This is a genomic window from Frigoribacterium sp. MEB024 (assembly GCF_000878135.1).
In the GTDB taxonomy this organism is placed as follows: Bacteria; Actinomycetota; Actinomycetes; order Actinomycetales; family Microbacteriaceae; genus Frigoribacterium.
Genome location: NZ_JXQZ01000019.1, coordinates 1 through 15,115, shown reverse-complemented (window position 1 = coordinate 15,115; position 15,115 = coordinate 1). Strand labels below are relative to the sequence as shown.

Below are 15,115 nucleotides of genomic sequence, written 5' to 3'. Positions count from 1 at the left end.
GGGCCTACCTCGTGTACCTCCTCGGCCGCCCCCGCATCAGTGCGAACGGTGCCGAGAGTCCCGGCGTGCTCGACGCGTCACGGTGGGACATCCTCGGTGACCTCGCGCTCTGGCGGGCGATCGGTCGGGGCTGGTTGGCGACCATCCAGGCCGCGGCCGTCGCGTCCGTCCTCGCGGTGGTCATCGGCGTCCTGTTCTCGTTCCTCCGGACGGCCCGATCCGCCTGGGTGCGCGTTCCCACGACGGTGCTGCTCGAGTTCTTCCGCGGCATGCCCGTCCTGCTGATGATGCTGTTCATCCTGTTGGTCTTCTCGACCGGGGCCTTCTGGGCCGTGGTCGCGGCGCTGGCGGTCTACAACGGGGCGCTCATCGGCGAGGCGCTGCGCGCGGGCATCGCCTCGCTGCCGAGGGGGCAACGTGAGGCCGGCCTCGCGATCGGGCTCACCCCGATCCGCACGCGCTTCGCCATCGAGTTCCCGCAGGCCTTCCGTCAGATGCTGCCGATCATCCTGGCCCAGCTCGTCGTCCTGTTGAAGGACACCTCGCTCGGCTACATCGTCGGCTACGTCGAACTGACCCGGAGCGGTCTCACGCGTCTGGGCACCTACTACGGAAGCACGTACACGTTCACCCTCTTCGCGGTCGTCCTCGTCGTCTACCTCGCCACGAACCTCCTGCTCTCGTGGGTCGTCCGCGTCGTCGACCGACGGACGGGGCGGCGTGCGGTCGTCGCGAAGCGCCCTGGCACGCCGAAGGACCCGGGCATGTTCGGACGCGGTGGCCGCTACGAGTCCGACCACGTGTCGGGCCGCGCGACCTGACCCGGTCCGTCCACCCGATCCCAGCCCGCGCCTCCTCGTCCGTCACGACCAGGAGGCGCGGGTCGCCTCCCAACGATCGCTAAGCTTGGTTCTCGTGTCAGACTTCGTCCCCCTCTCCGAAGACGCCGTCGCGTCGGCGGTCGACGCCGCCCTCGCGGCGATCGCCACGGCGGCCACCGTCGCCGAGCTCAAGACCGCCCGTGCCCAGCACGTCGGCGAGGCCTCGGTGCTGGCCCGCCTGAACGCCGGTCTGCGCGACCTGCCGAACGACCAGAAGGCCGCGGCGGGCAAGCTCGTCGGCCAGGCCCGGGGTCGCGTCGGCCAAGCCGTCGCCACGCGCGAGGCCGAGCTGGCCGTGATCGAAGAGGCCGCCCGGCTCGAGGCCGAGACGGTCGACGTCACGGCCCTGCCGTCTCGTCGTCGCCCCGGGGCCCGTCACCCCTTGACGCTGCTGCAAGAGCGGATGGCCGACCTGTTCGTCGGCATGGGGTGGGAGGTCAACGAGGGCCCCGAGCTCGAGCACGAGTGGTTCAACTTCGACGCCCTGAACTTCGACGCCGACCACCCGGCGCGCGCCATGCAAGACACGTTCTTCGTCGACCCCGTCGACCGTCACCTGGTTCTTCGCACGCACACGTCGCCGGTGCAGATCCGCACACTGCTGTCGAAAGAGCTCCCGGTCTACAACGTCGCCGTCGGCCGCGTGTTCCGCACCGACGAGCTCGACGCGACGCACACGCCCGTCTTCACGCAGCTCGAGGGGATCGCCGTCGACGAAGGCCTGACGATGGCCCACCTGCGCGGAACCCTCGAGCACCTCGCACGGTCGATGTTCGGCGCCGAGGCGCAGATCCGCCTGCGCCCCAACTATTTCCCCTTCACCGAACCCAGTGCCGAGATGGACGTCTGGCAGCCGAACGCCAAGGGCGGCGCGCGGTGGGTCGAGTGGGGCGGCTGCGGCATGGTCAATCCGAACGTCCTGCGCGCGGCGGGCATCGACCCCGACCGCTACCAGGGCTTCGCCTTCGGCATGGGCATCGAGCGCACGCTGCAGTTCCGCAACGACCTCAACGACATGCGCGACATGGTCGAGGGTGACGTCAGGTTCAGCGAGCAGTTCGGGATGGTGGTCTGATGCGTGTTCCGCTGAGTTGGCTCGGTGAGTTCGTCGAGCTGCCGAGCGACGTCTCGCTCGAGGGCGTCCATGCTGCCCTCGTGTCGGTCGGCTTCGAAGAAGAAGACGTCCACGTCGGTGACGTGACCGGGCCCCTCGTGGTCGGTCAGGTGCTCGAGTTCACGCCCGAGCCGCAGAAGAACGGCAAGACGATCAACTGGTGCCAGGTCGCCGTGGGTCCGAACGCGGACACCGACTCGGACGACGTCCGCGGCATCGTCTGCGGCGCCCACAACTTCGCCGTCGGCGACAAGGTCGTCGTGTCCTTGCCCGGTGCCGTGCTGCCCGGGCCCTTCCCGATCGCCGCCCGCAAGACCTACGGGCACGTCTCCGACGGCATGATCGCCTCGACCCGCGAGCTCGGCCTCGGCGACGAGCACGACGGCATCCTCGTCCTCTCGTCGCTGGGCCTCGACCCCGAGGTCGGCACCGACGCGATCGCGCTGCTGGGCCTCGACGAGGCGGCGGTCGAGATCAACGTCACTCCCGACCGGGGTTACGCCTTCAGCATCCGGGGGGTGGCCCGCGAGTACTCGCACGCCACCGGGGCGAGCTTCCGCGACCCCGCGTCGCTCGTCTCGCCGACCGCGTCCTCGGGCTTCTCGGTCGTCGTGGACGACCAGGCGCCCGTGCGCGACCGCGTCGGCGTCCAGACCTTCACCACCAAGGTGGTCCGCGGCATCGACGCGACCCGTCCCACCCCTCCGTGGCTCGCGTCGCGCCTGCGGCTGGCGGGGGTCCGCAGCATCTCGCTGCCGGTCGACGTCACCAACTACGTCATGTTCGAGCTCGGCCAGCCGATCCACGGCTACGACCTCGACAAGGTCAGCGGCGGCCTCTCCGTCCGCCGGGCGGCTCCGGGCGAGCGCCTCGAGACCCTCGACGGCCAGGTCCGCGACCTCCACGCCGAGGACCTCGTGATCGCCGACGAGTCGGGTGCCATCGGCCTGGCCGGCGTCATGGGCGGTGCCTCGACCGAGATCGGTGCGACCACGACCGACGTCCTCGTCGAGGCCGCGACCTTCGACCCCACGTCGATCGCGCGGACCGCCCGCCGCCACAAGCTGCCGAGCGAGGCGTCCAAGCGCTTCGAGCGCGGTGTCGACCCGCAGGTGGCCGAGGCGGCCGCCCAGCGCGTGATCGACCTGCTCGTCGAGTTCGCCGGTGGCACGGCAGACACGCTCGGGTCACGGTGGGACGTCTCCACCCCTCCCGACACGATCACCCTGCCGGCCGACTGCGCCGCGCGCCTCATGGGCGTCGACTACACCGACGACGAGGTCTCCGGTGCCCTCACGGCCATCGGGGCGAGCGTCGAGCAGTCCGGTGACGACTGGCTCGTCACCCCGCCGACCTGGCGCAGCGACCTGGTCGACTCCGCGTCGCTCGTCGAAGAAGTCGCTCGCATCACGGGTTACGACCGCATCCCGTCCGTCCTGCCCGTCGCCCCGGCCGGTCGTGGGTTGTCGCGCGAACAACAGCTGCGTCGGCAGGTGTCGAACGGGCTCGCCGCGGCCGGCTCGACCGAGGTCGCCGCGTACCCGTTCGTCTCCTCGGCCCAGAACCTCGCCTTCGGCTCGGCCGACGGCGCCGAACGGCCCGCCGTCCGCCTCGCCAACCCTCTCGACTCGGCAGCGCCCGAACTGCGTCGGTCGCTGGTGCCGGGGCTGCTCGAGGTCGCCCGTCGCAACCTCGGTCGCGGTCTCGTCGACCTCTCGGTGTTCGAGGTGGGCACGGTCTTCCTGCCTGTCGAGGGCGTCGTCTACGGCAGCGACGAGGTCCCGATCGGGGCCGCCCGCCCCGACGACGCCACGCTGGTCGCCCTCGCCGATGCCCTGCCGCCCCAACCGCGACACCTCGGCCTCCTGACGGTCGGCACGGTCGTCGATCACGCCCCTGGGCAATCCGCCGTCCCGGCGTCCCTCGCCGACGTGCTCGACGCCGTGCGCGTCGCCGCGTCCGCCGTCGCCGCCGACGTCACCTTCCGTCAGGCCAGTCACGTGTCGCTGCACCCCGGCCGTACGGCCGAGGTGCTCGTCGGCGACGAGGTCGTGGGCATCGCGGGCGAGCTGCTGCCCAGCGTGGCAGCCGAGCTCGACCTGCCCCGGGTGGTCGCCGTGGCCGAGCTCGACCTCGATCGCCTCATCGCCCTCGCCGTCGTCGAGCCGGTCACCTCGGCCCTGTCGTCCTACCCCGCGGCGACCCAGGACCTCTCCCTCGTGGTGGGCGTCGACGTCCCCGCGGGCGACGTGCTCGCGACCGTGCGCGAGGGTGCGGGCCCTCTGCTCGAGAGGGTCCGGCTGGTCGACGACTACCGAGGTGCCGGACTGCCCGACGCGTCGAAGTCGCTCACCTTCGCCCTGCGTTTCCGGGCCGACGACCGCACCCTCACCGCGGCCGAGGCCTCCGAGGCCAAGTCCGGCTCCGTCCGCCTGGCCGGCGAGCGATTCGGGGCGGCGCTCCGCGACTGACACTCGCCCGGCGCCGCCGCCCCTGATCTCAGGCCGAATTCGAACATTAGGGTGGACGCATGCCTTTCTCCGTTGCCGTGGCCGGCGCGAGTGGTTACGCCGGTGGTGAGCTCCTGCGCTTGCTGGCCGATCATCCCGACTTCGAGGTGCAGACCGTCACCGCGTTCCAGAACGCCGGTCAGCCACTCCTCGCGGTCCAGCCGCATCTGCGCTCGCTGTCGCACCTGACCCTGGTCGACACGACGCCCGAAGCCCTCTCGGGGCACGACGTCGTCTTCCTCGCCCTTCCGCACGGCAAGTCGGGGGCGATCACCGCCCAGCTGCCCGACGACACGCTCGTCGTCGACTGCGGGGCCGACCACCGCCTGACCGACGAGTCCGCCTGGCAGGCGTTCTACGGCGGCGAGTTCTACGGGGCGTGGTCGTACGGTCTGCCCGAGCTCGTCCTGGGGGACACCCCGGGGCGCCAGCGTGACGTCCTGGCCGGTGCCAAGCGCATCGCGGTCCCCGGCTGCAACGTCACGGCCGTCACCTTGGGGCTCGCGCCCGGTGTGCAGGCCGGGGTCGTCGAGACCGCCGACATCGTCACCGTGCTGGCCGTGGGCCCGTCCGGGGCGGGCAAGTCGCTGAAGACGCACCTGCTGGCGAGCGAGCTCATGGGGTCGGCGTCGGCCTACGGCGTGGGTGGCAGCCACCGTCACATCCCCGAGATCCAGCAGAACCTGCGCGTGGCCGGTGCGACCGAGGTGAACGTCTCGTTCACCCCGGTGCTCGTCCCGATGGCCAGGGGCATCCTCGCCACGACGACTGCGCGTCTCGCGCCGGGCGTCACCGCCCACGACGTGCGATCGGCCTGGCAGCAGGCCTACGCGAACGAGCCCTTCGTGCACCTCCTGCCCGACGGCGAGTTCCCCCGGACGGCCGACACGATCGGGGCCAACACCGCCCTGATCGGACTCGCCGTCGACGAGGCCGCGGACCGCGTCGTCGTGGTCACGGCCCTCGACAACCTCGTCAAGGGCACGGCCGGTGCCGCCGTCCAGTCCGCCAACATCGCGCTCGGCCTGCCCGAGACCACCGGCCTCGGCCAGAACGGAGTCGCCCCGTGAGCGTCACCGCAGCAGCCGGCTTCGAGGCCTCCGGCGTCGTCGCCGGCCTCAAGAGTTCGGGCGCGCCGGACGTCGCCCTGGTCGTCAACCGAGGTCGCAGCACGGCTGCAGCGGCCGTCTTCACCAGCAACCGGGCCAAGGCGAACCCCGTCCTGTGGTCCCAGCAGGTCATAGCCGACGGTCGCGTCGACGCCGTCGTCCTCAATTCCGGAGGCGCGAACTGCTTCACGGGAGCCTTCGGCTTCCAGACGACCCACTCCACGGCCGAGACCGTCGCCGCGGCCCTCGAGCTGTCGGCGACGGATGTCCTCGTCTGCTCGACGGGCCTCATCGGCGTCGGCGACCAGACCTTCCGCGACAAGGTGCTGAGCGGCTCCACGGCCGCGGCCGGCGCCCTGTCGGTCGACGGCGGCCTCGATGCCGCCACGGCCATCATGACGACCGACACCAAGACCAAGCAGGCCGTCGTCTCGGGTGACGGCTGGGTCGTCGGCGGAATGGCCAAGGGCGCGGGCATGCTCGCCCCCGGCCTCGCCACGATGCTCGTGGTGCTCACGACGGACGCCGACGTCGACGCGTCCGGTCTCGACTCCGCGCTCCGCGAGGCGACCCGGGTCACCTTCGACCGTCTCGACTCGGACGGCTGCATGTCGACGAACGACACCGTCGTGTTGTTGGCCAGCGCCGAGTCCGGTGTCGCGCCTCCTGCCGGCGACTTCGCGGCGTCGGTCACGGCGCTCTGTGCCGACCTCGCCGAGCAGTTGCAGGCCGACGCCGAGGGTGCCTCGCACGACATCCGCATCGAGATCGTGGGGGCGGCGTCCGACGACGACGCCGTCGAGGTGGGCCGTTCGATCGCCCGCAACAACCTGTTCAAGGCAGCCGTCTTCGGCAACGACCCCAACTGGGGTCGCGTGCTCGCCGCCATCGGCACCACGTCGGCCGAGTTCGACCCGTACGACGTCGACGTGACCATCAACGGCGTCCGCGTCTGCCACGCCGGGGCACCCGATCGGCCGAGCGACGACGTCGACCTGACGCCGCGAGCGGTCCACGTGCTCGTCGACCTGAAGACGGGGCCGGTCGAGGCGACCATCCTGACGAACGACCTCACGCACGACTACGTGCACGAGAACAGCGCGTACTCCAGCTGATGGGCGTCCACACGAGCACCGGCGCCACGGCGGCCGACGAGCAAGAGCTCGCGGCGGTCAAGGCCTCGACCCTGATCGAGTCCCTGCCCTGGCTGAAGCGCTTCTCGGGCAAGGTCGTCGTCGTGAAGTTCGGCGGCAACGCCATGGTCGACGACGCCCTCAAGCAGGCGTTCGCCGAGGACATGGTCTACCTGCGGTACGCCGGGTTGCACCCGGTGGTCGTCCACGGCGGGGGACCGCAGATCTCGGCCGCCCTCGACGCCGCCGGCATCGAGAGCGAGTTCCGGGGCGGCTACCGCTACACGTCGACCGAGGCGATCTCGGTCGTGCGCGACGTCCTGGCCGGCGAGGTCAACCGCGAGATCGTCGACCTGATCAACGAGCACGGCGACCTGGCCCGTGGTGTCTCCGGCGAGGGCTCGACCTTGTTCCAGGGTCGCAAGCGCGGTGTCGTGGTCGACGGCGAGACCTTCGACCTGGGACACGTGGGCGACGTGACACACGTCGACCCGTCGTCGGTGCTGGCCGAGATCGAGGCGGGGCGCATCCCCGTGGTGTCGTCGATCGCGACGAACACGATCGATCCCGAGCACGCCCTCAACGTCAACGCCGACGCGGCGGCGGGGGCCCTGGCCATCGCTCTCGGAGCGGCCAAGCTCGTCGTCCTGACCGACGTCGCCGGGCTCTACGCCGACTGGCCGAACCGCGACTCGCTCGTCGAGGCCATCACGGTGTCGGCCCTCACCGACATGCTCCCGACCCTCGAGTCGGGCATGATCCCCAAGATGAGCGCCTGCCTCGACTCGGTCGTCGGTGGCGTCGGAGGAGCGACCATCATCGACGGTCGCATCCCGCACTCGATCCTCCTCGAGGTGTTCACCCAACGCGGGTCGGGCACCGAGGTGGTCCCCGACGACCGGGCGGCGTCGACCGGCGCCCCCGTCGTCACCTCGTTCGGCACCTCCGCCGGCGAGATCGTCACCACCGGGGGCACCGCCCCGGGTGGCCCTGCCGTGAGCGGCACCGACACGAAAGGACAGTCGTGACCATGATCCAGACCCAAGGCGGTACCTGGCAGCGCCGATTCGGCGACTCGATGATGCGTTCGCTGTCCACTCCGAAGGTGATGCTCGACCGCGGCGAAGGCTGCCAGGTCTGGGACGTCGACGGCAAGCGTTACCTCGACTTCCTGGCGGGCATCGCCGTGAATGCCCTCGGACACGCCCACCCGGTGCTCGTCGAGGCGCTCACCGAGCAGGCGAGCAAGCTGATCCACGTCTCCAACTACTTCGCGACGGCCCCGCAGGTCGAGCTCGCCGAACGGCTGACCCGCATCAGCGGCGCCGGCGAGCGTGGGCGCGTCTACTTCGGCAACAGCGGAGCCGAGGCCAACGAGGCCGCGGTCAAACTGGCTCGCCTCAACCGCGGTGACGGCTCGCGCACCCGCATCCTCGCCCTGCAGAACTCGTTCCACGGGCGCACCATGGGCTCGCTCGCGCTGACCGGCAAGCCGGCGCTGCGCGAACCGTTCGAGCCGATGATGCCCGGGGTCGAGCACATCGACACGACCGTCGAGGCACTCGAAGCGGCCCTCGACGGTACGGTGGCCGCCCTGTTCGTCGAGCCGATCAAGGGCGAGGCCGGCGTCGTCGACCTGCCCGAGGGCTACCTCGAGCGCGCCCGCGAACTCACCACGGAACACGGGGCCCTGCTGATCCTCGACGAGATCCAGACCGGCATCGGCCGGACCGGCTCGTGGTTCGCCTTCCAGCAGCACGACATCGTCCCTGACGCCATCACCGTCGCCAAGGGCATCGCCGGGGGAGTCCCCATCGGTGCGCTCATCACCTTCGGCGACACGTCCGACCTGTTCGAGGCCGGGCAGCACGGCAGCACCTTCGGCGGCAACCCCCTCGCCACCGCCGCGGCCAACGCCGTGCTCGGCGAGATCGAGGCCAGCCAGCTCGTGCTGAACGCGATCGTCAGGGGAGATCAGCTTCGTGCGGCGATCGCATCCATCGGCTCGCCCCTCGTCCGCGAGGTCCGGGGCAACGGCCTCCTCATCGGCCTGGGGCTGGCGCAGCCCGTCGCGGCGCAGATCGCCGCCGACGCCCTCGAGGCGGGCCTCATCGTCAACGCACCGAACGACTCGAGCATCCGCCTCGCGCCTCCTCTGATCGTCGGCGACGACGAGATCGCCGAGTTCACCCAGATCATGACCACCGTCCTGAAAGGCCTCGAATGACCCGCCACTTCCTCCGGGACGACGACCTGACCACGGCCGAGCAGCTCGAGGTGCTCGACCTCGCCGACGAGCTCAAGCGCGCCCGCTGGTCGCAGCGCCCGCTGGCCGGTCCTCAGACCGTCGCCGTCATCTTCGACAAGTCGTCGACCCGTACTCGGGTGTCGTTCGCGGTCGGCATCGCCGACCTCGGCGGCAGCCCGCTGATCATCGCGACCGCGAACAGCCAGCTCGGCGGCAAGGAGACTCCCTCCGACACGGCGCGCGTGCTCGAGCGCATGGTGTCCGCCATCGTCTGGCGCACCTACGCGCAGTCCGGCCTCGAAGAGATGGCGGCCGGCACGACCGTGCCCGTCGTCAACGCGTTGAGCGACGATTTCCACCCGTGTCAGCTGCTCGCCGACCTGCAGACCATCCGCGAGAAGAAGGGCACGCTCGCCGGGCTCTCGGTGGCGTTCGTCGGTGACGGACGCTGCAACATGGGCCAGTCGTACCTGCTGGCCTGCGCGACCGCAGGCATGCACGTCCGCATCGGCGCCCCCGAGGGCTTCCTGCCCGACCCGACCGTCGTCGCCGACGCCGAGGCCATCGCCACGCGGACGGGCGGCTCGGTGCTCGTCACGACCGACGCGACCGAGGCCGTCGCCGGCGTCGACGTCGTCGTGACCGACACCTGGGTCTCGATGGGCAAGGAGGACGAGAAAGACGAGCGAGTCGCCGTCTTCGGATCGTTCAAGGTCGACCAGGCGTTGATGGCTCAGGCCGACGACGACGCGATCTTCCTGCACTGCCTCCCCGCCGACCGCGGGTACGAGGTCACGGCCGACGTCATCGACGGCCCGACCAGCGTCATCTGGGACGAGGCCGAGAACCGGCTGCACGCCCAGAAGGCGTTGCTCACCTGGCTGCTGGCCCGCTGAGCACCCCCACCACCTCACACACGTAGACACACCCACACCACACAAGGAGAACCATGGCGGAACGCGTCGTACTCGCATACTCAGGGGGCCTCGACACCTCGGTCGGCATCGGCTGGTTGGCCGATGCCACCGGAAAAGAGGTGGTCGCCCTCGCCGTCGACGTCGGACAGGGCGGAGAGGACATGGAAGACATCCGACAGCGCGCCCTCGACTGCGGTGCGGTGGAATCGGTCGTCGTCGACGCCAAAGAAGAGTTCGGGACCGATTACCTGATGCCGGCCCTCAAGGCCAACGCGCTGTACCAGAAGACCTACCCGCTGGTGTCCGCCCTCAGCCGTCCGCTGATCGCCCGCCACCTGGCATCGGTCGCGAAAGAGCTCGGTGCGAACAGCGTGGCCCACGGTTGCACCGGCAAGGGCAACGACCAGGTCCGCTTCGAGGCGGCCGTCGCGGCCCTCGCCCCCGACCTGACGAGCATCGCCCCGGTCCGTGACCTGGCCCTCACCCGCGACAAGGCGATCGTCTACGCGGAAGAGCACAACCTCCCCATCCGCCAGAGCGCCAAGAACCCCTACTCGATCGACAAGAACGTCTGGGGCCGTGCGGTCGAGACCGGGTTCCTCGAGGACCCCTGGAACGCTCCCATCGAGGACCTGTACGAGTACACGCAAGACCCGGCCGTCGTCAAGGACGCCGACGAGGTCGTCATCACCTTCGAGGCCGGAGTCCCGACGGCGATCGACGGCGTGGCGTTCACCCCGCTGGGCATCGTCGAGCGCATGAACGAGCTCGCCGGCAAGCACGGCGTCGGCCGCATCGACGTCGTCGAGGACCGTCTCGTCGGCATCAAGAGCCGCGAGGTCTACGAGGCACCCGGCGCGATGGCCTTGATCGCCGCGCACGAGGCGCTCGAGGCGCTGACCATCGAGCGCGACCTCGGCCGCTACAAGCGCGGGGTCGAGGCCGAATGGTCGAACCTGGTCTACGACGGCCTGTGGTTCTCGGGTCTCAAGCGCTCGCTCGACGTCTTCATCGACGACACGCAGAAGTACGTGTCGGGCGAGATCCGTCTCAAGCTGCAGGGCGGACGCGCGGTCGTCACCGGGCAGAAGAGCGACGCGAGCCTCTACGACTTCGACCTCGCGACCTACGACACGGGCGACACCTTCGACCAGTCCTTGTCGAAGGGCTTCATCGAGATCTGGTCGCTGCCCAGCAAGATCTCGGCTCGTCGCGACCTGGCCCACGGGGCGTGACCGACGCGAGCGGGCTCGGCGAAGGGTCGGGCAAGAACGAGCGAGCAGGCGAGGCGGGTGCCCTCTGGGGCGGCCGCTTCGCCTCCGGGCCGTCCGCCGAGCTCGCCGCGCTGAGCAAGTCGACGCAGTTCGACTGGCAGCTGGCCTCGTACGACATCGCCGGGTCGCGCGCACACGCCAGGGGTCTTGCGGCGGCGGGTTACCTCGACGCGTCCGAGCTCGACGCCATGTTGTCGGCGCTCGACCGGCTCGAGTCCGACGTGCTCGACGGCACGTTCACCGCGGCCGAGACCGACGAGGACGTGCACTCCGCCCTCGAGCGGGGCCTCATCGGCATCGCCGGTGCCGAGCTCGGCGGCAAGCTCCGTGCGGGGCGTAGCCGCAACGACCAGATCGCGACGCTGGTGCGCTTGTACCTGCGCGACCACGCCCGCGTCATCGGTCGGCAGGTCGTCGACCTGGTCGACGCGATCGCCGGTCAGGCGACGGCCCACCCGACGGCCGTGATGCCCGGCCGGACGCACCTCCAGCACGCCCAACCGGTGCTGCTGGCGCACCACCTCCTCGCCCACGCCTGGCCTCTGGTCCGCGACCTCGAGCGCCTGCGCGACTGGTCGCGACGGGCCGGTGCCTCGCCGTACGGAGCGGGTGCCCTCGCGGGTAGTTCGCTGGGGCTCGACCCGCTCCTCGTCGCGACCGATCTGGGCTTCGACCGCACGACCGAGAACTCGATCGACGCGACGGCCAGTCGTGACGTCGTGTCGGAGTTCGCGTTCGTCATGGCGTCCGTCGGCATCGACCTCTCGCGGCTGGCCGAAGAGATCATCCTCTGGAACACCCGCGAATTCGGCTTCGTCCGTCTGCACGACGCGTTCTCGACCGGGTCGAGCATCATGCCGCAGAAGAAGAACCCCGACATCGCCGAGCTCGCGCGCGGCAAGTCGGGGCGACTCATCGGCAACCTGACGGGTCTGCTCGCGACGCTCAAGGGGCTGCCCCTGGCCTACAACCGAGATCTCCAAGAAGACAAAGAGCCGGTGTTCGACTCGGTCAGCCAGCTCGAGGTGCTGCTCCCGGCGTTCACGGGCATGGTGGCGACCCTCGATTTCGACGAGGTCCGCATGGCCGAGCTCGCGCCGCAGGGATTCTCACTCGCGACCGACGTCGCCGAGTGGCTCGTCCGTCAGGGGGTCACGTTCCGTGACGCACACGAGATCAGCGGCGAGCTGGTGCGGTTCTGTGAACAGCACGACCTCGAGCTGCACGAGCCCACCGACGAGCAGTACCGGTCGATCTCGGCGCATCTCACGCCCGAGATCCGGCCCGTCCTGACGGTCGAGGGCTCGATCGCCAGCCGTCGAGGGGCCGGCGGCACGGCTCCCGAGCGGGTCGCCGAGCAGCTCGTACAGCTGACCGAGCAGATGCGCCACCTCGTCCAGGCCCTCGCCCCGGCGGCGGCGTGAGTCGTCGGCGACCGGGGTCTCGGGACGACCGGCCGGTCCGCGCCTGGGTCGTGCCGGTCGTCGTCGCGATCGCCGTGGCGGTGCTGGTCGCCGTCGCGGTGATCGCGGCCGCGAGCGGCCAGCGCTTCTTCTGACCGCGATGATCGCGGTGGTCACGGGGGAGCGGTGACGACGACACCCGACGACGACGTGCTCGCGGCACTGCTGGCCGAACCGGCGCTGGCCGTCGCGCCGCGCCTCCTGGGCTCGGTCTTCTGGTCGGGTGGTGTGGGGATCCGCCTCACCGAGGTCGAGGCGTACCACGGTCAGGGGCAGGATTCCGGATCGCATGCCCACCGGGGCCGGTCGGCGCGCAACAACAGCATGTTCGAACGCGGCGGAACGCTCTACGTGTACCTGTCCTACGGCATCCACCGCTGCGTCAACATCGTGTGCGGGCCCGAGGGCTACGCGTCCGGTGTCCTCTTGCGTTCGGGCGAGGTGGTGGCCGGCGTCGACGAGGCACGAGCCCGCCGGTCGACGTCGCGGACCCCGGCCGACCTGGCTCGCGGTCCCGGCCGACTGGGTTCCGCGCTCGGCATCGAGCTCGGCGACGACGGCTCACGCCTCGTCGCCGACACCCCCGGTCAGGAGGCGCGGTTCCGTCTTCGCCTCCCGTCCGCACCGGTCGGCCCGGTCGCCGCCGGCCCGCGTGTCGGTGTGTCGGGTCACGCCGGTGGTGACGCGTTCCCGTGGAGGTTCTCGCTCGAGGGTGATCCGACGGTCTCTCCGTACCGCGCTGCCGTCTCGCGAGGGCGCGGTGGGGCGTGAAGGCGCAGACGGTGGCCGCTGGTAGCGTTTCGCAGGTGACCAGTGAAACGACCGCAGACGTCCTGGCCGCCCAGAGCAACGATCCCTCGTTCGACGACGTGTGGGACGAGATGCAGTGGCGCGGTCTGGTGCACGTGTCGACCGACGCCGACGCCCTGAAGACCCTGCTCGCCGGTCCGCCGATCACGTACTACTGCGGTTTCGACCCGACCGCCCCCAGCCTTCACCTCGGCAACCTCGTGCAGTTGCTCACCATGCGTCGGCTCCAGCTCGCCGGTCACCGGCCCCTGGGTCTCGTGGGTGGGTCCACCGGTCTCATCGGCGATCCGCGTCCGACCGCCGAACGGGTGCTCAAGACACCCGAGCAGACGGCCGAGTGGGTCGACCGCATCCGTGTGCACGTCGAGAAGTTCCTCTCGCCCGACGGTGACAACGGTCTCCGGGTGGTGAACAACCTCGACTGGACGTCCCCGCTCAGCGCCATCGAGTTCTTGCGCGACATCGGCAAGAACTTCCGCGTCAACACGATGCTCAAGAAAGACGCCGTGGCCGCGCGTCTGAACTCCGATGCCGGAATCAGCTACACCGAGTTCAGCTACCAGATCCTCCAGGGTCTCGACTTCCGTGAGCTCTACCGCAGCTACGACTGCGTCCTGCAGACCGGTGGCAGCGACCAATGGGGCAACCTCACCAGTGGCACCGAGCTGATCCGCCGTACCGAGGGCGTCTCGGTGCACGCGATCGGCACGCCGCTGATCACCAACACCGACGGCACCAAATTCGGCAAGAGCGAGGGCAATGCGGTCTGGCTCGACTCCGAGCTGACCAGCCCGTACGCGATGTACCAGTTCTGGCTGAACACCGACGACGCCGACGTCGTCCCGCGGCTCAAGGTCTTCACGTTCCTCTCGCGTTCCGAGATCGAACGACTCGAGAAAGCGGTCGCCGACGAACCCTTCCGTCGGGAGGCGCAGCGCGCGTTGGCCTGGAACGTTACGTCCCTGGTCCACGGCACCGCAGCCACCCAGTTGGCCATCGACGCCGCTGCAGCCCTCTTCGGCCAAGGGGATCTGTCCGTGCTCGATCCGGGGACCCTCGCCAGCGCCATCGCCGAGTTGCCGGCGGCCTCGGCCGACGGGACGACCACCGTGGCGCAGGCGTTGGTCGACACCGGACTCGTCGCTTCCCTGGGTGCCGCTCGTCGGGCCACGGCCGAGGGCGGCGTCTACGTGAACAACGCCCGGGTCGAGAACGGTGATGCCCTCGTCGCGGACTCGCGACTCGACGGGGGGGTCGTCGTGCTCCGGCGCGGCAAGAAGACGTTGGCGGGAGTGACCGTCCGGGTCTGACGTCGCGTCCGTCGGATTCATCAGAGAAGCCCGCTTCCTCCTCGAGGAAGCGGGCTTCCCTTCGTTCCGGGGCGCCCGGGGAGACACGCACCGCCGTTTCCGGGCCTTCCGGGGCGACACGCCCGGGATGCATGGGTATTTGCGGGTGGGGGTGTGGGGCTGTGTAAAGTAATCCGAGTCAGCCCAAAGGTGCGGCGGAGCGGCTAGGACAGCAACCAGTAATGGTTCAGTTCCGGAGCTTCCCGGCCTCAAGTGGTGGCCTCCTCCCCGAGATCGAGTCGCTTGCGACTTGAGAATCGTGTGGTAGGGTTTCAACTCCATCCTCTGGTCAACGCCAGGCGCTGGT

General features: G+C 70.1%; 13 protein-coding genes. All 13 read left to right on the top strand.

Translation table 11 applies throughout. From position 1 onward, the window contains the following. A partial coding sequence (locus SZ60_RS04785) for an amino acid ABC transporter permease (protein WP_043594157.1) occupies nt 1-821 on the top strand: 821 nt, incomplete at its 5' end. A 94-nt stretch (nt 822-915) separates the two neighbouring features. Then, on the top strand, nt 916-1,956 hold the full coding sequence (pheS, locus tag SZ60_RS04780; RefSeq protein ID WP_043594152.1) for a phenylalanine--tRNA ligase subunit alpha: 1,041 nt from the start codon (nt 916-918) through the stop codon (nt 1,954-1,956). After that, nucleotides 1,956-4,466: a phenylalanine--tRNA ligase subunit beta gene (gene pheT / locus SZ60_RS04775; protein ID WP_043594150.1), complete on the top strand. Its 2,511-nt coding sequence runs from the start codon at nt 1,956-1,958 to the stop codon at nt 4,464-4,466. Before pheS ends, pheT begins: the two co-directional genes overlap by 1 nt. A 59-nt stretch (nt 4,467-4,525) precedes the next feature. Further along, a complete protein-coding gene (gene argC, locus SZ60_RS04770) occupies nt 4,526-5,575 on the top strand; it encodes an N-acetyl-gamma-glutamyl-phosphate reductase (RefSeq protein ID WP_043594148.1) in 1,050 nt (349 codons plus the stop codon). Then, nucleotides 5,572-6,729 carry a bifunctional glutamate N-acetyltransferase/amino-acid acetyltransferase ArgJ gene (gene argJ / locus SZ60_RS04765; protein ID WP_043594146.1) on the top strand — a complete coding sequence of 386 codons (1,158 nt, stop codon included), beginning with the start codon at nt 5,572-5,574 and terminating at the stop codon, nt 6,727-6,729. The genes argC and argJ overlap by 4 nt, the downstream gene beginning before the upstream one ends. Then, a complete protein-coding gene (gene argB, locus SZ60_RS04760; protein WP_082059882.1) occupies nt 6,729-7,775 on the top strand; it encodes an acetylglutamate kinase in 1,047 nt (348 codons plus the stop codon). The genes argJ and argB overlap by 1 nt, the downstream gene beginning before the upstream one ends. A gap of 2 nt (nt 7,776-7,777) precedes the next feature. After that, the gene (locus tag SZ60_RS04755; RefSeq protein WP_043594144.1) at nt 7,778-8,974 is read left to right on the top strand and encodes an acetylornithine transaminase; all 1,197 of its coding nucleotides are present in this window, start codon (nt 7,778-7,780) and stop codon (nt 8,972-8,974) included. Then, nucleotides 8,971-9,891: an ornithine carbamoyltransferase gene (gene argF / locus SZ60_RS04750; protein WP_043594142.1), complete on the top strand. Its 921-nt coding sequence runs from the start codon at nt 8,971-8,973 to the stop codon at nt 9,889-9,891. The genes SZ60_RS04755 and argF overlap by 4 nt, the downstream gene beginning before the upstream one ends. Nucleotides 9,892-9,944: 53 nt before the next feature. Beyond that, entirely contained in the window at nt 9,945-11,147 is a 1,203-nt protein-coding gene (locus SZ60_RS04745) for an argininosuccinate synthase (RefSeq protein WP_043594141.1), read from the top strand. Further along, entirely contained in the window at nt 11,144-12,610 is a 1,467-nt protein-coding gene (gene argH, locus SZ60_RS04740) for an argininosuccinate lyase (RefSeq protein WP_043594139.1), read from the top strand. Before SZ60_RS04745 ends, argH begins: the two co-directional genes overlap by 4 nt. Then, the gene (locus SZ60_RS17415) at nt 12,607-12,744 is read left to right on the top strand and encodes a hypothetical protein (RefSeq protein WP_171007293.1); all 138 of its coding nucleotides are present in this window, start codon (nt 12,607-12,609) and stop codon (nt 12,742-12,744) included. The genes argH and SZ60_RS17415 overlap by 4 nt, the downstream gene beginning before the upstream one ends. 31 nt (nt 12,745-12,775) lie before the next feature. Then, nucleotides 12,776-13,420 carry a DNA-3-methyladenine glycosylase gene (locus tag SZ60_RS04735; RefSeq protein WP_043594137.1) on the top strand — a complete coding sequence of 215 codons (645 nt, stop codon included), beginning with the start codon at nt 12,776-12,778 and terminating at the stop codon, nt 13,418-13,420. A gap of 110 nt (nt 13,421-13,530) precedes the next feature. After that, a complete protein-coding gene (tyrS, locus tag SZ60_RS04730) occupies nt 13,531-14,769 on the top strand; it encodes a tyrosine--tRNA ligase (protein WP_156155488.1) in 1,239 nt (412 codons plus the stop codon). Nucleotides 14,770-15,115: the final 346 nt, after the last annotated feature.

Excerpts from the sequence above, each read along its gene's own strand:
- pheT (WP_043594150.1), top strand. The coding sequence starts at position 1,956 with ATGCGTGTTCCGCTGAGTTGGCTCGGTGAGTTCGTCGAGCTGCCGAGC.
- argC (WP_043594148.1), top strand. The coding sequence starts at position 4,526 with ATGCCTTTCTCCGTTGCCGTGGCCGGCGCGAGTGGTTACGCCGGTGGT.
- argB (WP_082059882.1), top strand. The coding sequence starts at position 6,729 with ATGGGCGTCCACACGAGCACCGGCGCCACGGCGGCCGACGAGCAAGAG.
- SZ60_RS04755 (WP_043594144.1), top strand. The coding sequence starts at position 7,778 with ATGATCCAGACCCAAGGCGGTACCTGGCAGCGCCGATTCGGCGACTCG.
- argF (WP_043594142.1), top strand. The coding sequence starts at position 8,971 with ATGACCCGCCACTTCCTCCGGGACGACGACCTGACCACGGCCGAGCAG.
- SZ60_RS04745 (WP_043594141.1), top strand. The coding sequence starts at position 9,945 with ATGGCGGAACGCGTCGTACTCGCATACTCAGGGGGCCTCGACACCTCG.
- tyrS (WP_156155488.1), top strand. The coding sequence starts at position 13,531 with ATGCAGTGGCGCGGTCTGGTGCACGTGTCGACCGACGCCGACGCCCTG.